Here is a 23,538-nt window from a genome sequence, read left to right on the forward strand (position 1 = left end):
AGCTGTCTTTCCGACGAAGGAGGAATCTGTTGGGCTTTTTAATAGCAACGTAACAATCCGACTTTGCCTCATTTGTTAAACTTCCGTTAACACCTCATTTTCTACCCAACCCTTTTGAGTCCGTGAGGGGTATCTCTATCATACCGCCACAAGCAGCGGCTTTTTTAAACCTTATAATCAAAGAATATGAAACAGACATTCCGCAGCGTATACACGCTCTTCATCGCAAGCCTTATCATCCTGGTTTCCTGCAAGAAACCCGTTGAGCCACAACAACCCGGTGGTGGTCCGGGTCCAATGCCCGGTCTTTCGCACAAGTACCGCATCTCGGCCGAAGCATTGCCCGGTTTACCAAACCAACCCATTGCCAACTTGTTCGCCAAGTTCGATGTGGTAAACGCACAAGACGAACTGGTGGTAAACAATAAACTGGCAGCCATCAGCTTCAACGGAAAGTTTACAACCGAAGAAATGGAACTGCCTGCAGGTACTTATCGCATCAGCAAACTCCTGATTGTATCGGGCACGGGCAATGTATTGTATGCGGTACCGGTAACCAACTCGGCAAAAGCAACACAGGTGAGCAAGCCCCTGGCTTATCCCATGGTATTGCCTGCAGCTACTTCGGTGGATATTGCTGCGGAATTTCTGAAAATTGAAGCAACCGACAAAGCCATCGATTTTGGTTACAGTGCCGGTGAGTTTGGCAACAGCAATACACCTCCTGTAGAAACAGATATTACCATTCAAATGCGTACCCGTATTAAAGTGGGAGACATTCTGTACGACAGTATTCAGTCTTCGTTGGTGTATCGCACGTTCGATGCAACCAACGAGTTGAAGAGTGTACAATTCATCAGCCTCATGCCCGGCATCAATACGGTAACGTTAAAAAAGGAAGCAGCTTACCACGAGTTTATTGTACAAAAATGGGGTGGTACTTACACCAAACGTTATGCGAAAGAAGAATTGAAAAAAGATATTGTGTATGAATTTGGTGAAGAAAAAGAAGCGAAAAAACTGAAGTCGGAGATCACGGCACGTTGGGATGGCAACATGTACAAAGCCGAATCGAAGAACAACTATATCTACGATGGAAAAGGTCGTTTGACCAAAGTTGAGTTTATGCAGAAGCGCCCTTCCGATGGTACACCGTTTGTTGCCAGAACAGAAAACCTGGAGTACACAGATGGACGTGTAGAAAAAATCAGCATCTACAACGAAGGCGATGTGTTTGCCGGTACAAGAAGCATCCGTTACAATACAGCCGGAAAAATCAATCATATTACAGAAGATATCCTTAATGTAAGCAAAACCGAAGTAGACATTGCACATCATGGCGCAAATGGCGATGGATTAGATGAAGTGAATTTCGACTTCCGGTATGCACACACTTCCAGTACCATGACGTATTATCAACGCCGCAGACATGGTAACCTGTTTTCCGATAACAGCTTTACCAGCAACCGGGATACAGAAACCGGCAGCTACCAGTACGATAACAACATCAACCCGTACATACACATGAACTGGCCCGATCTGTTTTTAAGCCGCAGCTCAAAAAATAATCTCAACTGGCAGTCACGTACGTATTTTGGCAGCTATCCTGTAAATGTTGCCTACAGTTTCGAATACAAATACGATAGCGAAGGTTATCCCATCGAGTTGATCCGCCGTTACAAATCGTATATCACCGGAGAGCATTTGTTTACAACAAAGACTATTTTCAACTATTGAAAAAACTATCATTTCTTACTACATTCATAAACGAATTACACTTATGTTACATAAATTATCATTCATAGCGCTGCTGTTTTTGGTTTCTTGCACAGCAGCCAAAGTATCGGTTCCTGCGAGTTTCAGCTCGCAGGCAACCCGCATGAAAGTGAAAGGATTGAATGGCTGGATGATCAATCAGCGGTTGAGCTTTGGCGAATTTTCTACTTCGGCTGTTAAGCGTGGATGGGATTTCGGCAGCTCCTTTCAGTACACCAAATTCAGTCTCGATCCGCAAACCATGTTGCTGCGTGTGTTCAATATTGATACGGATGTACGCAACCTCAAACAACGCAATAAATTTCAATACACAATCCAGGATGGCAATTTAATGGCGGAAGTTTTTGCAACTGAAAAGTTCAGCGAAAATCAACTCGTGTACAAAAGCAACAATCCTTTTCTGGGACAAGTAAATGCAACGCAGCGTTATGAATATGCATTTACTGCTGCGATACTTCCGTTGATGGCGAAAGAAAACGATCCATGGTCGGTAGTGCTGATAAATAAATACGATGTAAAGAAAGATACAGCCCGCCGTTTGTTCGATCGTCCGTATGTAGAAGAAGAAGGTTATGCTACCAATGGAAAAGAAAATATTACCATCAGGCCGTTGCGACTGGAGAAACTCACCACAAAAAGCGGAAAAGAAACAAAAGTAATGGGCGGAGCCATCCTCACCGGATACGAATTACGTTGGGATGATGGCGTAGTAGCCATCATTGATATATTGGATAACAGCATCTGGTTTGCAAATAATTTAGATGCAAGAGATAAAATCATTTTATCATCTATTTCATCGGCTATCCTGTTAAAACGGATGCAGGATGTAGAGAAGGAAAAAGACGTACTATGATTGAAGGAAGGAGATAGCCGATAGTAGTTAGTGGATCGTAAAAAAAAGATAAACAGTATTGCAGGAAGTAAGTGATTGCAGAAGCACTCGATATTGATCAGTTGGTGGAAGATTGCAAACGCAATAACCGCAGGGCACAGGAACAGTTGTACCGGCAGTTCTATAACTATGCCATGACCATTGCCCTGCGTTACTCCCGTGATGAAGCCGATGCTGCTGATATTATGAGTCATGCGTTTGTGAAAATTTTTAAAAGCATGCACACGTTTGATAAAACAAAAGGTGCTTTGCAAACATGGATCAAACGGATTGTGATGAACGAAGGGCTCGATCATTTGAAAGCAAGAGAACGTTTCAGCAAAGACATGGAACTGGAAACTGTGGAAGAACCGCAGATCAGTAATACGGTGTTGGAACGGATGGGTGCAGATGAAATAATGAAACTCATTCACCAGTTACCACCCGCCACACATGCTGTGTTTGTGTTGTATGCAGTGGAAGGCTATAATCACAGGGAGATAGCAGAGAAACTCAACATCAGCGAGGGTACATCGAAATGGCACCTGAGCGAAGCCCGGAAAACATTACAACAACAACTCAGTCGCACAACATAGCGGATGAATCAAAAAGCAACATACGAATTAACCATTACCGAAAAGCTGGAACAGCTTACGGCACCCGATATGGTGGATGCTATCTGGGCACGTATCGAGGCACAGCTCGATATGGATCTGCCGACAGATGAGGGTCCAGCCAATCCGCCTGCTGCACCAACGAGTGGCCCCGGTAAATGGCTCAACCGTGGATTCATGCTTGCAGCAGTTGCTATTGTACTCATTTATTTTTTCAATAACCGTAAACAAACAATTACTTCTAACGATCAACCAACCATTACTGCACCTGTACCAACACCCAACAACAACGATAATCCGGTACGCAATAATTCGCCGGGTACAAGCAATACACAAGCGCCGCAGAATAATACATCTGATCCAACAAATGCAATCACTGTATTGCCTGTTGACAGTAATGTTATTGCTCCTGTAACGGGGCCTGTGTTATTACAACCCGATACGGCTGCTGTTAAAACAAATTCAGCACCGGTATTTACACCGCCGGTTGTTACGCCGCAAAAAAATAATGCACCTGATAGTACCAGGAAGGGCAGAGGTGTAAAAGGTATTACCGATGCCGATTATAAAATTGTACCGAAGAAGGATAGTAGTAAGAATTGATTTGCAGAGTAGCTACTGCCGAAAATTTTTGTTGAGCAGATCCTTTCCCGCAAAGCGGGACAAGCTGTTCCTCAGGATGACAGGAAGGTTGGGCTTAGTAACTAAGATGAACTGTGGTACACTGCTCAACAAGGCTGTCTTTCCGACGAAGGAGGAATCTGTTTGGTGCAAACATCAGCTAATATTTAATGATTTTCTTAACTCCGTAAGAAGCGGATGTATTGCATTCGCTAAATTTTCTCCTTCTTGATGAATGAAATCATCCCAATCGTATGTTGGAGCAAACCAAAGCCAAAGATTATTTAATTGTTCGATGTCGCCTGCTTTAAGTTTGTTTATACTTTCTTTAAGTGCCGAGTGAAATTCTTCAGCTGAAAAAAAGTGATCTGAATAGCCGCCTGTAAACTGGCCAGCCAACTGCTCCGCTTCATCAAGAAGTGTAATCAGTCGTTCTAGTTTTGAGTCGTGCAATGTTGTGTTTATGTTTAATGTTATTCTCCCGGATGATACACCCTTTCCGCCTTCCCATAAACTTCTTCCTTCTTCAACGTCATCCGTTTTGTTTTTTGCTGGATATACATTTCCACCTGGTCATCAAAATGTTTGTTGCCTTTTTTAGCAGAAGCACCATACATGTTCACCGTTTCAATTTGCGGCAGTGCATCTTTTGTAAAGCGGATGAACATGATGAGCCCATCACCACCAACCGATTTTAATTTGCCGTCTTTATAGTTAGCTGTCCATTGTGGAGAGAGCAGATCAGGAAAACCCCAGAGCGGCCATTCCTTATCGCCACGCACCAGTTTCTGAATATCGCCCAATGCAAGATCGGTACGGTTAAAATGTTTCATCATGTAATCATACACGTAGGCATAGGTTTCAACTGCTTCGGCAGTGGTGAGCGTGCGTGCAGCACCTGCGCCTAATTTTTTGGCCAGGTGCAGATAGCTTAACAGAAACACCGCAGCACCTTTACTATCTGCTGTACCTTGTTTATCCCAGCTTTTTAATGTTTGTATGAGCGATGCATACAAGGGGTATGCTGTTTCACTTAACAGGAACAGCGTATCAATATTATGCGGATACTGCAATACAGCAGGCAGCTGTTTATCGAATTTAATTTTACGGAAACTTGCGTAATCGAGTTTGTCTGCAGGCAGTTGTTGCAGTACCCGAATACTGCGGTTGTTTTGCCAGGTTTCCCATCCATCAGTTGCAGGAAATTGTTCGGCCTTTAAATTATTGGCTGCATCGGTTGCAAAAAACGAAGAGTGATTGGTATTAAACACATACCCGTTTTTCGGATTCACATATTGCGGCAGTTCATTAAACTTTCGAAAGGCTGTCCATAATGTTTGTGAGGTATTACCCGGCAAGGTCGACTTCCAGTTGTATTGCGGCGCCGGATTACGCACCGGCACCAAACCATTGTTTACATAAAAGATGGTATCGTATTTATCAGCATAGGTAATGTTAAACATTGAGAGGCGCTGGTCTTTAATGGCCGCATAAAACTCAGTAAAGTTTTTTGCCTTGTCCATGTAATACCATTGCTCCAGTGCACGGATGTCCATATTAGCACCCAAACGAATACTGAAGAATCCTTGTTTGTTCTTCATGGTGGCGCCATACTTACTCCAGTATATTTTTCGCTTTACAGCAACCGGTATTCCTTTAATGCGCAGGGTAATGGTTTTCTCTTCCAGGTCAATCCATTCACCATCAAATTTGTATTGCGTTGCATTGGCCGGATTCATTTCTAACTGAAACACATCCACACGATCCACATAATTTACCGTATGTGCCCAACCAAGATTTTCATTCACGCCATGTAAAATACAGGGACCACCTGCCAGCAATCCGCCATGTACATTCAATCCTTCTTCGCTGTTAATATGTGCTTCGTAAAAAGCCTGCGAACCGGTGTTGGGCTGGTGTGCATTGATGAGCAGAAATGCTTCGCCTGTTGTAGTTTTATTCGGATGCACAGCCATGGCATTGCTGCCTTTCTTGTTCAGCTCCGGATCGGTTTCAATCACATTGTTAAAGATCCCCATCAATACTTTATCTGCTCCGTTAAAAGCCGTTAAGGCCAGCACCGATGAAGCAATGTATTCTTTCGCCGTAATAGGAAATATTTTTTTATGCAGCACTTCGTTGGGATGTGCTTTTGCATACGCATTAATGCCTTGTACATAGCCATCAATCAATTTCAGAAAAGCAGGCGTGAGGGTGTTCCATTTTGCTTCGGTAATTTCCATGCAGCGGAACAAGGCAAATGCATAATCGGCTGCAGCACCGGCCTTGCCTTGCACTTTGCCAGTTAAACCTTTGGCAGGCAATACCACATCCTGCAAGCTTTTAAAATCGTCTTCGGCATGTGCCCATGCTAAACCATAAGCTACTTCCGCATCGGTTTTGGCAAAGATGTGCGGCACGCCAAAACTGTCACGTACAATTTCAATATTTTTCGGGTTGATGGTTTGAGCGGAACTGCTGCAAAAGAACAGGACAAGAATCGTTACGAGGTTGAGTGATTTTTTCATATTAAAAGCCAAATAACAACAATCATCAGGCAATTGTTTTTTTCTGTCGTTTATATTTATTGTGAATAATATCCTGTACCGGCACATTTTCAATTTTACTTTCGAGCCAGCTTACCACATCGAGGTAAACAAATGCCCGGGTTTCAAAGCGGTTACCTTCGTATTGGCGGATGCTGTCGAGCAGGGTAATAAATGCCGGTTTAATTTTTGCCGGCGACAGCTGCAATGCATCACGCAAAAAGCGGAACATTTCTTCTTCCACGCCACTCAGGTTTTCCATTTTGCCCATAAAACGGTATACCGATTTAATGAGGTATTCCAGTAAATCGTAATTGCCTAATTCAAAGTGTGCAATTAAATGCAGCAGTCGTGCATAGCATTGCAAATCGGTACGCAGATCAACTTTCCAGTTAATGATTTTATTGAGGTACTCAATGGCTTTTTCGTTGTTGCCGCTGCCGAAATACAAACAGGCTATTTTATAATAAAAGGTGAGAACACGATGCCGGTCGAGGTACAAGCCATACTCATCCAGTTTTTCTTCAATACCGGGTACCAACCGTAAGCCTTGTGTAAAGGTTCCTTCTAAAAAGTGTTTATTGATCTTAGCAATGGAGAGATACACAAAACAAAGAATGCGGTAGTTCTCGTTTTGCTGCGCCACTTTACGGTGTGCAAATTTTTCTAACTGCTCAATGGTTTCATTTAGCTTGGCTTCATTGCTTAAATCGAAATGCGCACTCATTAAATTGTGCATGCCTTTAATGTAGTGGGCCGTTTCGGCTTCAATCATGGCGGGATATTTTTCAAACAGGTCTACCCATTTTTGCGTGTAACGGTAGTACAGCAAATAATCCTGTCGAATAAAAGCCACCCAACAATGCGATTGAAACAGGTACAACTGCTCATAAAAGCCGGTGAGTTTATCAGCATGTTTCGGCAAATGTTTTTCAAAATATTCTTTCGCATCGTCGCCTTCTTTTTCGTTACGGGCAACGCCGTTTTTAATATACCAGCTGTATAACTGCAACGATAGATTAGAAAGTTGCGATACAGTGGTGAGTTGTTCTTCCACTGCAACCGATTCTTTCGTCAGCTTATCGGCACGGTCCTGCATACTGCGGGTGATGTACAGTGCTTCAATCTTTTTTTCAAAAAACAGGATCTGTTGCAGGTAGGTAATCTGTTCGTACTGGCGTGCTAGTTCCTTCATTTTATCCAGTACTTTCAGGCTTTGCAGGTACAGGCCTTTGTTGTACAGGATGCGGGCAAAATCCATCTGCTCGTTCAGCTGGATGGTGATATTGTCTTCCTGCTTAATCAGCCGTAAACTGCTCAGGATCGATTTGTATAAATGGGCTTTTAAATTGCTCAGCTGCTGCTTGGCAATGCTGGGAGTTTTGCGCAAAAGATTGGCCTCATCGTACTCATCCATCTTGTCCATGGCGTCGAACAACTGAATGATTTTCAGGTTCGGGTCGGCCGAATTCCGCTTCACATAAAGCTTAAAATTCCGCTTTTCGCTCTTTTCCAGCGATTTTATGAGTTGAAAGGTCGTATCCGTCGATCTGTTGGGCATCGTAATTCGTTTCTGCTGAAACCCTTACCTGTCAAGGGTTTTCAATAAAAGGGTCGTACTTATCTGTCGTAAAATACAGTAAATAAGGTTTGCCAACCGCTTCTGTTAGAAATAATTTTATGGAGCAGGTTGGTTACTTCAACCCTTCAGACAAAGAAAGAAGTACATCAACCTGCTTTTTTACAACTATTAAAGATTATTATGGCCGACAAACAAGTGTTCATTTTTGATACCACTCTCAGAGACGGAGAGCAGGTACCGGGTTGCAAGTTAAACACGAAAGAGAAGATTGAACTTGCGCTGAAATTAGAAACCTTAGGTGTTGATATTATCGAAGCCGGTTTCCCCATTTCAAGTCCCGGCGATTTTGAAAGCGTGAACCAGATTTCGAAAGTAATTAAACAGGCAACGGTGTGCGGTTTAACCCGTGCCGTTCAAAAGGATATTGAAGTGGCAGCAGAAGCGCTGAAGCCTGCTGTTCGTCCACGTATCCACACCGGTATCGGCTCATCCGATAACCACATCAAATACAAATTCAATTCCACCAGGGAAGAAATATTAGAACGTGCCGTTAAAGCGGTTAAGCTTGCCCGTAATTATGTGCCCGATGTAGAATTTTATGCCGAAGATGCAGGTCGTGCAGACCTGCAGTTTTTGGCACAGTTAACCGAAGCAGTCATTGCTGCGGGTGCAACGGTGGTAAACGTTCCGGATACAACCGGTTTTTGTTTGCCGCATCAGTATGCCGAAAAGATGGCTTACTTAATGAACAACGTAAGCAATATCGATAAAGCGATTCTTTCCTGCCATTGCCATAACGATCTTGGTTTGGCTACCGCCAATTCTATTGCAGGTGCTATTGCCGGTGCACGCCAGATTGAGTGTACCATTAATGGTATTGGCGAACGTGCAGGTAATACCTCATTGGAAGAAGTGGTGATGGCCATTCGCAAACATCCGGAGCTGGGTCTTTATACCAATGTTGATCCCAAGCAGTTATTGCCGATGAGCCGTTTGGTAAGCGAAACCATGCGTATGGTGGTGCAGCCCAATAAAGCGGTGGTGGGTGATAATGCCTTCTCTCATTCATCGGGTATTCACCAGGATGGATTTTTGAAAGAAGCCACAACGTATGAAATTATTGCGCCGGAAGAAGTAGGTGCTGATACATCGAAGATTGTACTAACGGCAAGGAGTGGCCGCAGTGCACTGGCCTACCGTTTCAAAAACCTCGGTTACAGTTTCGATCGTAACCAGGTGGATGAATTGTACGAACGCTTTTTGGTACTCGCCGATTCGAAGAAAGAAGTAGAAGATGCGGATTTGAAAGTATTAGCCGAACAGATTGCGATTACTGCATAAACAACACCTGAATTATGGAAAAAAAGATAGCTGTATTAAATGGAGATGGAATAGGACCCGAGGTAACAGCTCAGTCTATTAAAGTATTGAATGCGGTTGCACAACAGTACGGGCATATTTTTCATTACAAAGAAGCATTGGTTGGTGCCGATGCAATTGATAAAACAGGTACAGCATTACCGTCGGAAACAATTGATATTTGTTTAGACAGTGATGCTGTTTTGTTTGGTGCAGTTGGTCATCCCAAATACGATAGCGATCCTTCTGCAAAGGTGCGCCCGGAGCAGGCTTTGTTTGGCCTCCGTCAGGCATTGGGATTGTTTGCCAATATCCGTCCTGTAATTACGTACAGCGGTTTACAGCATTTGTCTCCATTTAAAGCATCACATCTTGAGGGAGTGGATATTGTAATCTTTCGTGAACTGACAGGTGGTATTTATTTTGGTGAAAAACATACCAGCGATGATGGAAATAAAGCAAGTGACGAATGTGTGTACACTCGCCCCGAAATTGAACGCATTGCACACCTCGCCTTTAAACTTGCACAGGGAAGAAAGAAAAAAGTAACACTGCTCGATAAATCGAATGTACTCGAAACATCACGCCTGTGGCGTAAAGTGGTGCAGGACATTGCAGCGCAATATCCTGATGTAACTGCTGAATATATGTATGTTGATAATGCAGCCGTGCAGGTGATCTTAAATCCCAAACAGTTTGATGTGATCTTGACAGAGAATATGTTTGGCGACATCATCAGCGATGAAGCAAGTGTACTCAACGGATCAATGGGTATGTTGCCTTCTGCATCGGTTGGTAATGGCACAGCTTTGTTTGAACCCATTCATGGCACATTTCCGAAAGCAGCAGGAAAAGATATTGCCAACCCGATCGGTTCTATTTTATCAGCAGCATTAATGCTTGAATATTTTGGATTGAAGGAAGAAGCGCAAGCTATTCGTGATGCCATCGACTGGACACTGCAGCACAACTTCGTTACAAAAGATATTGATCCGATGAATTTTTATTTCACCAGCACCATTGGTGATCTGGTGAGTGAATATGTGTTGGGTAAAATTCCCGGTGCAGTAAAGAGAGAGAATATTGAGTTGCGTAAGTCAACAATCATATAAAAAGGGGAAAGGGGTAGGGTGTAAGGTATAAGGAAGAATTTAGAAGTTGAATGCCTTAAGCCTTATACCATAAACCTTCCAACTTGAAATAGTTCTTTGTTTATTTTCAATAAGGCGGTATATTCGTTTTTCGAACAACGCACTTATGTTGAATAACAGAATCAATAATGCACTACTAAACATCACAATTGTCATTGTGGTTGTCATTATTATTCCTGCACTCAACGGAGGTGTAAGTTGTATGTAAAACGAATTAAAAACTAAACATAACGACCCGCCTCCAAAAGAGGCGGGTTTTTTATTACCGCAAAAAACGAAACAACGTATGGCATCCTATTACAACAGTGAAACAATTCTGTATCTCAACGGAGAGTATGTAAAAGCGGCTGAAGCAAAAATGGATTTCTACAGTCAGAGTTTTCATTATGGCTACAGCGTGTTTGAAGGCATCCGTTCGTACAGAACAGTGAGTGGCGAAACGAAGATTTTTAAAGCCAAAGAACATTACGATCGCTTACAACGTTCGGCTGAGTTGGTGAACCTTCCTTACCATTGGACAACAGAAGAATTAACCGCTGTTACCTACGAAGTATTGAAGTTGAATAACCTGCAGGATGCATATATCCGTCCTGTTGTTTACGCACCGGCCAATATGAGTTTTGTGCAGAACGAGCAATCGTTTTTGGTAATTGAAGTGTGGGCCATGCAACCGTTTCTGGGCGATAAGTTGTTACGCATCATGACCAGTTCGTTTGAACGTCCCAATCCAAAAGCGTTTAAGATTGAAGCAAAAGCAGCGGGTCATTATGTAAACTCAATCCTTGCCAGCCAGGAGGCAAAAGCAAAAGGTTTTGATGAAGCATTGTTGCTCGATATGAATGGCAATGCAGCAGAAGCACCGGGAGCGAATTTGTTTTATGAGAAAGACGGTAAACTCTTTACACCTGCAAAAGGAAATATTCTTCCGGGCATTACGAGAGCAACTGTTTTTGAAATATGTGCAGCGTCAGGTATTGAAGTAGAAGAAAAGTTCTTTACAACAGATGAATTGAAACAAGCCGATGCTGCTTTTTACTGCGGCACAGCAGCAGAAGTAATTGGCTTTGATAGTTTGGATGATTACAAGTTTCCATTGAAATGGGAAGAGAGTGTGAGCAGACAAATACAACTGGCATATAAAAACCTGGTTGTTGAAAAGGCAAGAGAATCACAAAGACCACAAAAACAAGAAACACAAAGTGCACTAAGCTTATAAACTTGTATTCTTTGTGTCCTTAGTGAAAACCTTAGTGGACTTTGTGATATAAAAATGAAATAACAGAAGATAACAAAAAATAAAATGGCTGAATTAAACAAGTATTCGAAAGTATTAACGCAAGACGAAACACAACCGGCTGCACAAGCCATGTTGTATGGTATTGGTTTAACAGAAGATGATCTCAAGAAAGCACAGGTAGGTATTGCAAGTATGGGTTACGATGGTAACACTTGTAACATGCACCTGAATGATCTGGCGAAAGTGGTAAAAGAAGGAGTGTGGCAAAACGATTTGGTTGGTTTAATCTTTAATACAATCGGCATCAGCGACGGTATCAGTAACGGTACAGATGGCATGCGTTATTCGCTGGTGAGTCGTGATTTAATAGCAGACAGTATTGAAAGTGTGTGCGGTGGTTTTTATTATGATGGATTGATCGCCTTGCCGGGATGTGATAAAAATATGCCGGGTGCTGTAATGGCGATGGGTCGTTTAAATCGTCCATCGATTATGGTGTATGGCGGTACAATTGCTCCCGGTCATTATAAAGGTGAAGAACTCAATATCATTTCTGCATTTGAAGCATTGGGTAAAAAATTAGCAGGCACTATTACACCTGAAGATTTTAAAGAAGTGGTGAAGCACAGCTGTCCCGGTGCTGGCGCATGCGGCGGTATGTACACGGCAAACACTATGGCATCTGCTATTGAAGCATTGGGTATGAGTTTGCCCTACTCCTCATCGAATCCTGCAACAAGTGGTGAAAAGCAAAATGAATGTTTGGCTGCAGGTAAAGCAATCAAAGTTCTTTTAGAAAAAGATATCAAGCCAAGAGATATCATGACGAAGAAAGCATTTGAAAATGCGATCGTCACTATTATGATCTTCGGCGGAAGTACCAACGCTGTGTTGCACCTGATTGCCATGGCGAAGAGTGTGGATGTAGATCTCACACAAGAAGATTTTCAGCGCATCAGCGATAAAACGCCGGTGCTGGCAGATTTTAAACCGAGCGGAAAATTCTTAATGCAGGAATTACATGCACATGGTGGTGTACCTGCTGTAATGAAATATTTATTGAACAAAGGTTTGCTGCATGGCGATTGTTTAACTGTAACAGGAAAAACGGTTGCAGAAAACTTAGCCGACATCGAACCCATCAATTTCGAAACACAAAAAATTGTCTTCCCGTTAGAACAGCCATTGAAAGCAACCGGTCACTTACAGATTTTGTATGGTAACCTGGCAGAGAAGGGAAGCGTAGCAAAGATCAGCGGTAAAGAAGGTGAACGTTTTGAAGGTCCTGCACGTGTGTTTGATGGCGAGAAAGATCTGGTAGCAGGTATTGCAAGCGGAAGAGTAAAGAAAGGTGATGTGGTAGTGATACGTTACGAAGGACCAAAAGGTGCACCGGGTATGCCGGAGATGTTGAAACCAACTTCAGCAATTACAGGTGCCGGTTTAGGTAAAGATGTTGCATTGATCACTGACGGACGATTCAGTGGCGGTTCACATGGTTTCGTCGTCGGTCACATCACTCCGGAAGCATTTGAAGGTGGTGTAATTGCATTGGTACAGGATGATGACATTATTGAACTCGATGCAGTGAATAATAAGATCACACTTAAAGTTGCTGACGAAGTGATAGCAGAACGACGCAAGAACTGGAAGCAGCCTGCTTTGAAAGTAACGAAAGGTGTGTTGTACAAATATGCCATGTGCGTAAAGGATGCAAGCCAGGGTTGTGTAACTGATGAGGCCTAAGCCTCCTAACCCCATGATGTGGAATGTCAAAATAAAATTCAGCTGTGTACAAAACAGCAACAATAAATAAAAGTGAAATGGAAACACTCACAATAAAAGAAGAGCAAAAGCAAACAGAAGCAAAAGCAACGAAATCAATTTCGGGTAGTGTTGCTGTATTGGATGCTTTGCTCAATGAAAATGTAAAGACCATCTTTGGTTATCCGGGTGGTGCAATTATGCCCATCTACGATGCATTGTACGATTACAATGATCGTTTAGAGCATATTCTTGTCCGTCACGAGCAAGGTGCTATTCATGCAGCACAGGGTTTTGCAAGAGCAAGTGGTAAAACAGGTGTTGTATTTGCAACAAGTGGCCCCGGTGCAACAAATCTTGTAACTGGTTTGGCCGATGCAATGATTGATTCAACTCCGATCGTTTGTATCACGGGACAGGTGTTTGCCCACTTGTTGGGTACTGATGCATTCCAGGAAACAGACGTGATCAATATTACAACGCCTGTTACCAAATGGAATCACCAGGTAACAGATGCAAGTGAAATTCCTGCTGCGTTGGCAAAAGCATTTTACATCGCAAGTAGTGGCCGTCCCGGTCCGGTGTTGATTGATATTACAAAAAATGCACAGCTGCAGTTGTTCGAATATGAAGGTTATAAGAAGTGTGAACATATCCGAAGCTATCGTCCGAAACCAATTGTACGGAAAGAATATATTGAAGAAGCTGCAAAGCTCATCAACGCAGCTGAACGTCCTTTTGTGATTTTTGGTCAGGGTGTTATTCTTGGTAAAGCAGAAAAAGAATTCAAAGCCTTTATTGAAAAAGCAGGTATCCCATCAGCATGGACCATCATGGGTATGAGTGCCATTCCAACTGATCATCCGCTCGGTGTTGGTATGTTGGGCATGCATGGCAACTATGGTCCAAACTTATTAACGAATGAGTGTGATGTGTTGATTGCAGTGGGTATGCGTTTCGATGATCGTGTAACCGGCCGTTTGGATAAATATGCCAAGCAAGCGAAGATCATTCATTTCGATATTGATCCTGCAGAGATTGATAAGAATGTGAAAACGACTGTTCCGGTTTGGGGCGATTGTAAAGAAACATTGCCCATGCTTACGGCATTGGTTGAAAGCAAAGTGTATCCGCAATGGTTACAGAAATTCCACGATTGCATGGAAAAAGAAAAAGCATTGTGTATTCAACCTGAGATGAATCCTGAAGGTGATATTTTAACCATGGGTGAAGTAATTAAAACACTCAATGAGTTAACGCAAGGCAACGCCATTATTGTAACGGATGTTGGTCAGCATCAGATGGTGGCGTGCCGTTATGCACAAATGAATCAAACAAAAAGTAATATCACCAGCGGTGGATTAGGTACGATGGGGTATGCATTGCCTGCAGCAATTGGTGCGGCATATGGCGATCCATCAAGAACAACTGTTGCCATTATTGGTGATGGTGGTTTTCAAATGACCTTGCAGGAGTTGGGAACCATTATGCAGTTCAAACCAAACGTAAAGATTTTAATTCTTAATAACCAGTTCTTAGGCATGGTGCGTCAGTGGCAGCAACTGTTCCATGAGAAACGTTATTCGTTTGTTGATATTACCAGTCCGGATTTTGTACAGGTGGCGAAAGGATATTACATCGATGGACAACGCATCAGCGAACGTTCTGAATTGAAAGGTGCATTGAAGACCATGCTTGATCATGAAGGCAGTTACCTGCTGGAAGTAATGGTGGGCAAAGAAAACAATGTATTCCCTATGGTACCACAGGGCAGGGGCGTTGCAGAAATCGTATTAAGCAAAGAAGAAATCTAAAACAAGGTTATGCAAAAACAGGAATTCACCATAACGGTATATACAGAGAACCAGATCGGTTTATTGAACCGTATTGCTATTCTCTTTTCAAAACGTAAGATTAATATCGACAGTTTAAATACGTCTCCTAGTGAAGTGGACAGTGTGCATCGTTTCACCATCGTCATTAATGAAACTGAAGAAGTGGTACGTAAACTCTGCCGCCAGATTGAAAAGCAAGTGGAAGTGTTGAAGGCATATTACAATACCAACGAAGAAATCATTTGGCAGGAATTGGCTTTGTATAAAGTGCCAACAGAAATTATCGCTGAAGAAGTAAAAGTAGAACGCTTGTTAAGTCAGTACGGTGCAAAAGCAGTTGTGATTCGTAAGGATTATACAGTGTTTGAAGTAAGCGGACAGCGTGATGAAACAGATGCATTCATTAAAGTATTGGAGCCGTACGGGTTAATTGAATTTGTACGCAGTGCCAGAGTCGCCATCATCAAAGCAAGTGATGGCTTCCACAAAAAACTCAAAGAGTTCGAATACCGTGAGCCAAGTGAAGAAGTGATCGAGAACGAATATTTAGATAAGAACGAAGAGGTGTTTACCATGTAATACCCTTGTCTGAACCAAGATTTGTGAGATTGATGGGATAAAGAATAGAATTACGAACGTTGAAGAGTGCGACGCAACAGGAGATGATGAGCGTTGATGTCGCCGGTAACATAAAATTTAAATTTTTAAATCTAAACTTTCTTTGCTTGTTGTAAGCAAAGACAAACAAACAAAAAGAGAAACGAAAATGGCAAATTACTTTAACACACTTCCGCTCAGAGAACAGTTGGCACAGCTTGGTGTATGTGAATTTATGGACCGTAGTGAGTTTGCGGATGGTGTGAATGCGTTATTGGGAAAAAAGATCGTCATCGTTGGTTGCGGTGCACAAGGTTTGAACCAAGGGTTAAACATGCGTGATTCTGGATTGGATATTGCGTATGCATTGCGTAAAGAAGCTATTGAAGAAAAACGTGCTTCCTGGAAAAATGCAACTGAGAATGGTTTTACTGTTGGTACATACGAAGAGCTGATTCCATCTGCTGATCTCGTGTTGAATCTGACTCCTGATAAACAACATACTTCGGTAATTAAAGCCATTATGCCGTTGATGAAACAAGGTTCTACTTTGTCGTACTCACACGGTTTTAATATAGTTGAAGAAGGTACACAGATCCGTAAAGATATTACGGTGATCATGGTGGCACCAAAATGCCCCGGTACAGAAGTACGTGAAGAATACAAGCGTGGCTTTGGTGTACCTACGTTGATTGCTGTGCATCCGGAAAATGATCCTGAAGGAAAAGGTTTGATCCAGGCAAAAGCATATGCAGCTGCAACCGGTGGTCATCGTGCAGGTGTGTTGCGTTCTTCGTTTGTTGCCGAAGTAAAATCGGATCTCATGGGTGAGCAAACCATTTTGTGTGGTGTGTTGCAAACAGGTTCTATTCTTGCATTCGATAAAATGGTAGAAAAAGGAATTGAACCATCTTATGCAGCTAAACTGATTCAGTATGGTTGGGAAGTGGTAACAGAAGCGTTGAAACACGGTGGTGTTACAGCGATGATGGATCGTTTATCAAATCCTGCAAAGATCAAAGCATTCGAATTATCAAACGAAATCAAGGATATCTGGCGTCCGTTGTTCCAGAAGCACCAGGACGATATCATGAGCGGTGAGTTCTCATCAACCATGATGAAAGACTGGGCGAACGATGATAAGAACCTGTTGACATGGCGCAAAGCAACCGGCGAAACAGCATTTGAAAAAACAGCACCGACAACAGCAAAAATTTCTGAGCAGGAATATTTTGACAATGGATTATTACTTGTTGCCTTTGTTCGTGCAGGTGTGGAACTTGCATTTGAAACAATGGTTGCTTCCGGTATCAAAGCAGAAAGTGCTTACTACGAGTCGTTACACGAAACACCGTTGATCGCAAACACGATTGCACGTAAGAAGTTGTTTGAAATGAACCGTGTAATTTCTGATACTGCAGAATACGGTTGCTACCTGTTCGATCACGCAGCAAAACCAATGTTGACTGAGTTCATGAAGACCATCGATATAGATGTGATCGGCAAAAATTTCAACGATGGTAAAGATGGCGGCGTAGATAACAAAGAACTGATCGCTGTAAATGATATTCTTCGTTCGCACCCTGTAGAAAAAGTAGGAGCTGTATTGCGTAAAGCAATGACGGATATGAAGAAGATCAGCACTGAGGCTTAATCAACAATGAATATCGCAACACAACATACTCAACTCGACTTCACTGGCGCTGCACTGCGCATTAAAAAAGTAGTGCATAAAACGCCGTTGCAGTTGAACCGAAATCTTTCGAAGAAGTACAATTGCAATGTGTACCTCAAGCGTGAAGATCTGCAGGTGGTACGCAGTTACAAGCTGCGTGGTGCTTATAATATGATGAGCAGTCTGCCTGCAGAAACATTGCAGAGAGGTGTTGTATGTGCCAGTGCAGGTAACCATGCACAGGGTTTTGCCTTCAGCTGTAAAAAGCTCAATGCAAAAGGTGTGGTGTTTATGCCGGTGATAACGCCTAATCAAAAAATCAACCAGACGAAAATGTTTGGTGAAGATTTTATTGAAGTGCGTTTGGTGGGCGATACATTCGATGATTGTGCTGCTGCAGCAAAAAAATATACAGAAGAAAACGGACTGACTTTTATTCCTCCCTTCGATGATCTGCGTATCATCGAAGGGCAGGGTACTGTTGGCGTAGAGATACTGGAAGAGTTGAGTGATATCGATTACATCTTCGTTCCGGTTGGCGGTGGTGGATTGAGTGCAGGCATTGGTGCGTATTTCAAAACCTATTCACCCAAAACAAAAATGATTGGTGTAGAACCGGAAGGTGCTCCATCCATGAAAGAAGCATTGGCAGCTGGTCATCCGGTAACGGTTGAAAATATCGATCGTTTTGTAGATGGTGCTGCGGTGAAACGTGTAGGCGATATTCCATTCAGCATTTGTAAAGATGTACTGGATGGGATGCAGCTTGTTGCAGAAGGAAAGATTTGCTCAACTATTTTGAAGTTGTACAACGAAGATGCCATTGTAGTTGAACCTGCAGGCGCCTTAAGTATAACTGCATTAGACAATTTTACTGCAGAAGAACTTGCCGGTAAAACAGTTGTTTGTGTGGTAAGCGGCAGTAACAATGATATTGATCGTATGCAGGAGATCAAAGAACGCAGCCTGCAATACGAAGGGTTAAAACATTATTTCCTCATTCGGTTTGCACAACGACCCGGTGCATTAAAAGAATTCGTCAATCATGTACTTGGTGAAAACGACGACATTACACGTTTTGAGTACATGCAGAAACACAACAAAGAAACAGGTCCGGCATTGGTGGGCGTGGAGCTGCGGAGCAGGACAGACTATGATGCCCTTTTAACCAATATGAAAAAGTACCAGATTAACTTTACCGAACTGAATAAGAACGATAACCTGTTTGGATACCTCGTGTGATTTATCTGTTAAAAATATGACAGAGTATACAACAGGTGTTAGTTGATTAATTTGGTAATTTTAGACGATTGCTTGCTATTTCAGGAACCTAAATCCTGATCCAAATAATATTTTTAATTCAAAACTTGCATGTAGAATGGCAGGCAACCAAGGTTTATACAACCCGGCATTTGAACACGATGCCTGTGGTATCGGCTTCGTAGCGAGTATCAAAGGCTACAAATCTCATCAGCACATCAGTGATGCATTGACTGTTCTTGAACGTATGGAACATCGTGGTGCATGTGGTTGCGAAGATAATACCGGCGATGGTGCAGGTATTATGATCCAGGTGCCACATGAATTCTTCTTTGAAGAATGTTTAAAACTCGGTGTACATCTTCCTTCGTTTGGAAAGTATGGTGTAGGTGTATTGTTCTTCCCGAAAGAAGTAAAGCTTCGTGAAGAGTGTCGTGATATTTTCAACCGCACAGCCGAAAAGCTGGGTCTTGAAATTTTAACGTACAGGAAAGTACCGGTAAATCCTGATGGTATCGGTCCTTCTGCATTAAGTGTAGAGCCTGAGATGGAGCACGTGTTTATTGCATGTCCTGATCACACTACGAATCCCGATGAGTTCGAACGCAAGTTGTTTGTATTGCGCAATCATGCAACGCATTTAATTAACAGTACTGTGAAGAAAGATGCTATTGGTTTTTACATTGCATCGCTTTCGTATAAAACAGTTGTTTATAAAGGACAGTTAACCAGTGGACAGGTTCGTGGTTACTTCCCCGATTTAAACAACAAACGTGTGGTGAGTGCATTCGGTTTGGTACACAGCCGTTTTGCCACCAACACATTTCCTTCATGGAAACTTGCACAGCCATTCCGTTACATTGCACACAATGGTGAAATCAATACATTACAGGGTAACCTCAACTGGTTAAAGTCTTGTGAGCATGGGTTCTCTTCTCCCAACTTCACAAAAGAAGAAATGGAGATGTTGTTGCCGATTGTTTCCGGCGGACAATCCGATTCTGCATGTTTGGATAACATGATTGAACTGTTAACAATGACAGGTCGTTCGTTACCACATGTAATGATGATGTTGATTCCTGAAGCATGGGATGGTAACGATCAGATGGATCCGGTGAAGAAAGCGTTTTATGAATATCACGCAACCATCATGGAACCATGGGATGGTCCTGCATCTATTTCTTTCACCGATGGTAAAATCATTGGTGCTACACTCGATCGTAATGGTCTGCGTCCTTCACGTTACTGTATTACTACCGACGATCGTGTAATTATGGCGAGTGAAAGTGGTGTGTTGTGGGTCGATCCGAAAACCATTGTGAAGAATGGTCGTTTACACCCCGGTAAAATGTTTGTGGTGGATATGGAGCAGGGTCGTATCATCAGCGATGATGAATTGAAATCAACCATCTGTTCGCAGAAGCCATACGCCGATTGGTTAAATCAAAATAAAATACGTTTGGAAGAATTGCCTGAGCCACGTGTAGCGTTTACACACCTCAGCGATGAAAGCGTACATAAATATCAAAAAGCATTCGGTTACTCAACGGAAGATATTGAAACCATTATTACGCCAATGGCGCTCGATGGTAAAGAGCCGATCGGTTCAATGGGTACCGATACACCGCTGGCTGTATTGAGCGATCAGCCGCAACATCTTTCATCTTACTTCAAACAATTGTTTGCACAGGTAACCAATCCGCCCATCGATCCTATTCGTGAGCGTATGGTCATGAGCCTTGCAACCTTTGTTGGTAACAACGGTAACCTGTTGGAAGAAGATCCGATGCATTGCCACACCGTGGCATTGAAACAACCGATCCTTACCAGCAGCGATCTGGAAAAGATCAGAAGTATTGATACCGGTAAGTTCCAGGCAAAAACAATTCAGATCTATTTCCGTGCAGATGGTAAGCCCGGTTCATTAAAAGCGGGTCTCGATCGTATCTGTCGCTATGCAGAAGATGCAGTACGTGATGGATTTGAAGTGTTGATCCTTTGCGATCGTGCTGTGGACAGTGATCATGCGGCTATTCCTTCGTTGCTCGCAACTGCGGCAGTACATCATCATCTTATCCGTAAAGGATTACGTGGCGAAGTAGGTATTGTGGTAGAAGCAGGCGATGTGTGGGAAGTACATCACTTTGCATGTTTGGTTGCGTTTGGTGCAACAGCCATCAATCCATATTTAGCATTAGCTTCTATCCGTAACATGAAAGTGAACGGTAAACTCGAAACAGAACTCGAGTGGGAAGCATTGCGTAAGAATTATGTAAAAGCTGTGTGCGATGGTTTGTTGAAGGTATTCTCGAAGATGGGTATCTCAACACTGCAGTCTTATCAGGGTGCACAGATTTTTGAAATACTTGGTTTGAACCAGGAAGTGGTTGATAAATATTTCACGGGTGCAACAAGCCGCATTCAAGGTATAGGTCTGGAAGAAATTGCACGTGAAGCATTGGTGAAACATTACTTTGCTTTCAGCAAAAAAGATATTCCTGTAGATCGTTTACCTGTTGGTGGTGTATACCAGTGGAAACGTAAAGGTGAGTTCCACTTGTTTAATCCAACAAGTATTCACCTGTTGCAGTACGCAACAAAAATGAACGATTACAATACGTTCAAAAAATATACAAAGTATGTAAACGATCAGAGTGAAAAAGCGGCAACGCTTCGCAGCCTGTTCGAATTTAAACGTACTCGTCCTGCAATTAGTCTTGATGAAGTGGAGCCTGCAGAAAACATTTACAAACGTTTTGCAACAGGTGCCATGAGCTTCGGTTCTATTTCGTGGGAAGCACACACTACATTGGCCATTGCCATGAACCGCTTGGGTGGTAAGAGCAATACCGGTGAAGGTGGTGAAGATGAAGTACGTTACGAACGTTTACCGAATGGCGACAGCATGCGTTCTGCTATTAAGCAGGTGGCATCTGCACGTTTTGGTGTAACAAGTTTGTATCTCACAGAAGCAGATGAATTACAAATTAAAATGGCACAAGGTGCGAAGCCGGGTGAAGGTGGACAGTTACCGGGTCATAAAGTAGATGACTGGATTGGCCGTACACGTCACTCAACACCGGGTGTAGGTTTGATTTCTCCCCCTCCGCATCACGATATTTATTCAATTGAAGATTTGGCACAGCTCATCTTCGATTTAAAAAATGCAAACCGTGCTGCACGTATTAACGTGAAGCTGGTAAGTAAAGCAGGTGTGGGTACCATTGCTGCAGGTGTTACAAAAGCAAAAGCCGATGTTGTATTGATCAGTGGTTTTGATGGTGGTACAGGTGCATCACCTATCTCATCTATCAAACATGCCGGTTTACCTTGGGAACTTGGTTTGGCAGAAGCACATCAAACATTGGTAAAAAATAAATTGCGCAGCCGTGTGGTAGTGCAGGCCGATGGTCAGATGAAGACAGCACGTGATATCGCTATTGCAACTTTGTTGGGTGCAGAAGAGTGGGGTGTTGCAACTGCTGCATTGGTGGTAGAAGGTTGTATCATGATGCGTAAGTGTCATCTCAATACCTGTCCTGTTGGTGTGGCTACGCAAGATCCTGAATTGCGTAAGCGTTTCAGCGGCGACCCCGATCATGTGGTGAACTTCTTCCGCTTTATTGTACAGGAGTTACGTGAAATTATGGCTGAACTTGGTTTCCGTACCATCAATGAAATGGTAGGCCAGGTAGATAATTTGCAGATGCGTGAAAACATTACGCATTGGAAATTCAGCAAGCTTGATCTGTCGCCTGTACTGTACAAAGAACCAGCAGCTCCATCAACCGGTTTGTATTGCGCAGAGGACCAGGATCACGGTTTGGCAGAAGTGCTCGACTGGAAACTGTTAGCTGCGGCGAAACCAGCTATTGAAAAGAAAGAAAAGGTTACAGCTTCATTTGAAATAAAGAATACCGATCGTACAGCAGGTACTATTCTTTCTAACGAGATCACGAAAGTGTATCGTGCAGAAGGATTGCCACAGGATACCATTCATTTTAAATTCACCGGTACGGCCGGTCAAAGCTTTGGTGCATTTAACACCAATGGTATTACACTCGAACTGGAAGGTGATGCCAACGATTATTTCGGTAAAGGCTTAAGTGGTGCACGTTTAATTGTGTATCCGCCAAAAGCTGCCACTTTCACACCGGAAGAAAATATCATCATTGGTAACGTTGCCTTCTATGGTGCAACAAGTGGTGAAGCATTCATCCGTGGTAAAGCAGGCGAACGTTTTGCAGTACGTAACTCCGGTGCTAATGTGGTGGTTGAAAGTGTGGGCGATCATGGTTGCGAATATATGACCGGCGGACGTGTTGTAATTCTTGGCGATACGGGCCGCAACTTTGCCGCAGGTATGAGTGGTGGTATTGCATATGTGTACGATGTAAAAGGAAAGTTTGCAACAAACTGCAATAAGGAAATGGTAGATCTTGATCCTGTAAATGATGAAGATGCAAAAGAGCTGAAACAAATGATCAGCCGTCATTTCGAATACACCGGCAGCACTGTAGCACGTTTTGTACTGGACGATTTTGAAAACCAGTTACAGCATTTTGTAAAAGTATTCCCAAGCGATTACAAGAAAGTGTTACAGAAAGCAGCGCAAACTGTTGCAGCAGGTAAATAAATTATTCTCATTAA

General features: G+C 42.8%; 16 protein-coding genes. 13 read left to right on the forward strand and 3 right to left on the reverse strand.

Annotation, left to right across the window (positions count from 1 at the left end; all coding sequences use genetic code 11):
- The first annotated feature begins 186 nt into the window (after positions 1–186).
- From IQ13_RS19910 to IQ13_RS19925, 4 genes are all read left to right on the forward strand, one after another.
- Positions 187–1,737 carry a hypothetical protein gene (locus IQ13_RS19910; RefSeq protein ID WP_144888503.1) on the forward strand — a complete coding sequence of 517 codons (1,551 nt, stop codon included), beginning with the start codon at positions 187–189 and terminating at the stop codon, positions 1,735–1,737.
- Positions 1,738–1,780: 43 nt separating this feature from the next.
- Complete coding sequence (locus IQ13_RS19915; RefSeq protein ID WP_144888504.1) at positions 1,781–2,629, forward strand: hypothetical protein; 849 nt, start codon at positions 1,781–1,783, stop codon at positions 2,627–2,629.
- A 71-nt stretch (positions 2,630–2,700) separates the two neighbouring features.
- Positions 2,701–3,243 (forward strand): RNA polymerase sigma factor, encoded by a 543-nt coding sequence (locus IQ13_RS19920; protein ID WP_144888505.1) that lies wholly within the window; start codon positions 2,701–2,703, stop codon positions 3,241–3,243.
- A 3-nt stretch (positions 3,244–3,246) separates the two neighbouring features.
- Positions 3,247–3,864 (forward strand): hypothetical protein, encoded by a 618-nt coding sequence (locus IQ13_RS19925; protein ID WP_144888506.1) that lies wholly within the window; start codon positions 3,247–3,249, stop codon positions 3,862–3,864.
- A gap of 174 nt (positions 3,865–4,038) precedes the next feature.
- Here the strand turns inward: IQ13_RS19925 and IQ13_RS19930 are convergent, their stop codons facing one another.
- Genes IQ13_RS19930 through IQ13_RS19940 form a run of 3 tightly spaced genes read right to left on the reverse strand, consistent with a single transcriptional unit; the run spans position 4,039 to position 7,989 of the window.
- Positions 4,039–4,335: a hypothetical protein gene (locus tag IQ13_RS19930; protein WP_144888507.1), complete on the reverse strand. Its 297-nt coding sequence runs from the start codon at positions 4,333–4,335 to the stop codon at positions 4,039–4,041.
- Positions 4,336–4,355: 20 nt separating this feature from the next.
- The gene (locus IQ13_RS19935) at positions 4,356–6,410 is read right to left on the reverse strand and encodes a penicillin acylase family protein (RefSeq protein WP_144888508.1); all 2,055 of its coding nucleotides are present in this window, start codon (positions 6,408–6,410) and stop codon (positions 4,356–4,358) included.
- A 25-nt stretch (positions 6,411–6,435) separates the two neighbouring features.
- On the reverse strand, positions 6,436–7,989 hold the full coding sequence (locus IQ13_RS19940; RefSeq protein ID WP_144888509.1) for a hypothetical protein: 1,554 nt from the start codon (positions 7,987–7,989) through the stop codon (positions 6,436–6,438).
- A 201-nt stretch (positions 7,990–8,190) separates the two neighbouring features.
- Between IQ13_RS19940 and IQ13_RS19945 the strand changes: the two genes are divergently transcribed.
- The 9 genes from IQ13_RS19945 to gltB all read left to right on the forward strand — a co-directional run bounded on the left by IQ13_RS19945 (position 8,191) and on the right by gltB (position 23,524).
- Positions 8,191–9,351, forward strand: coding sequence for a 2-isopropylmalate synthase (locus IQ13_RS19945; protein WP_144888510.1), 1,161 nt, complete (start codon positions 8,191–8,193; stop codon positions 9,349–9,351).
- Between the two features lie 14 nt (positions 9,352–9,365).
- Positions 9,366–10,481, forward strand: a complete 1,116-nt coding sequence (leuB, locus tag IQ13_RS19950) for a 3-isopropylmalate dehydrogenase (protein ID WP_144888511.1) — start codon at positions 9,366–9,368, stop codon at positions 10,479–10,481.
- A 325-nt stretch (positions 10,482–10,806) separates the two neighbouring features.
- Complete coding sequence (gene ilvE / locus IQ13_RS19955; RefSeq protein WP_144888512.1) at positions 10,807–11,736, forward strand: branched-chain-amino-acid transaminase; 930 nt, start codon at positions 10,807–10,809, stop codon at positions 11,734–11,736.
- A gap of 84 nt (positions 11,737–11,820) precedes the next feature.
- Positions 11,821–13,503 carry a dihydroxy-acid dehydratase gene (gene ilvD, locus IQ13_RS19960; RefSeq protein WP_144888513.1) on the forward strand — a complete coding sequence of 561 codons (1,683 nt, stop codon included), beginning with the start codon at positions 11,821–11,823 and terminating at the stop codon, positions 13,501–13,503.
- A gap of 77 nt (positions 13,504–13,580) precedes the next feature.
- Positions 13,581–15,335 carry a biosynthetic-type acetolactate synthase large subunit gene (gene ilvB, locus IQ13_RS19965; RefSeq protein WP_144888514.1) on the forward strand — a complete coding sequence of 585 codons (1,755 nt, stop codon included), beginning with the start codon at positions 13,581–13,583 and terminating at the stop codon, positions 15,333–15,335.
- Positions 15,336–15,344: 9 nt separating this feature from the next.
- Positions 15,345–15,935: an acetolactate synthase small subunit gene (gene ilvN / locus IQ13_RS19970; protein ID WP_144888515.1), complete on the forward strand. Its 591-nt coding sequence runs from the start codon at positions 15,345–15,347 to the stop codon at positions 15,933–15,935.
- A 187-nt stretch (positions 15,936–16,122) separates the two neighbouring features.
- A complete protein-coding gene (ilvC, locus tag IQ13_RS19975) occupies positions 16,123–17,607 on the forward strand; it encodes a ketol-acid reductoisomerase (RefSeq protein WP_144888516.1) in 1,485 nt (494 codons plus the stop codon).
- Positions 17,608–17,613: 6 nt separating this feature from the next.
- Positions 17,614–18,870 (forward strand): threonine ammonia-lyase, encoded by a 1,257-nt coding sequence (gene ilvA / locus IQ13_RS19980; protein WP_144888517.1) that lies wholly within the window; start codon positions 17,614–17,616, stop codon positions 18,868–18,870.
- Between the two features lie 136 nt (positions 18,871–19,006).
- The gene (gltB, locus tag IQ13_RS19985) at positions 19,007–23,524 is read left to right on the forward strand and encodes a glutamate synthase large subunit (RefSeq protein WP_144888518.1); all 4,518 of its coding nucleotides are present in this window, start codon (positions 19,007–19,009) and stop codon (positions 23,522–23,524) included.
- Positions 23,525–23,538 lie beyond the last annotated feature (14 nt).

The organism is Lacibacter cauensis, assembly GCF_007830055.1.
Taxonomy (GTDB): domain Bacteria; phylum Bacteroidota; class Bacteroidia; order Chitinophagales; family Chitinophagaceae; genus Lacibacter; species Lacibacter cauensis.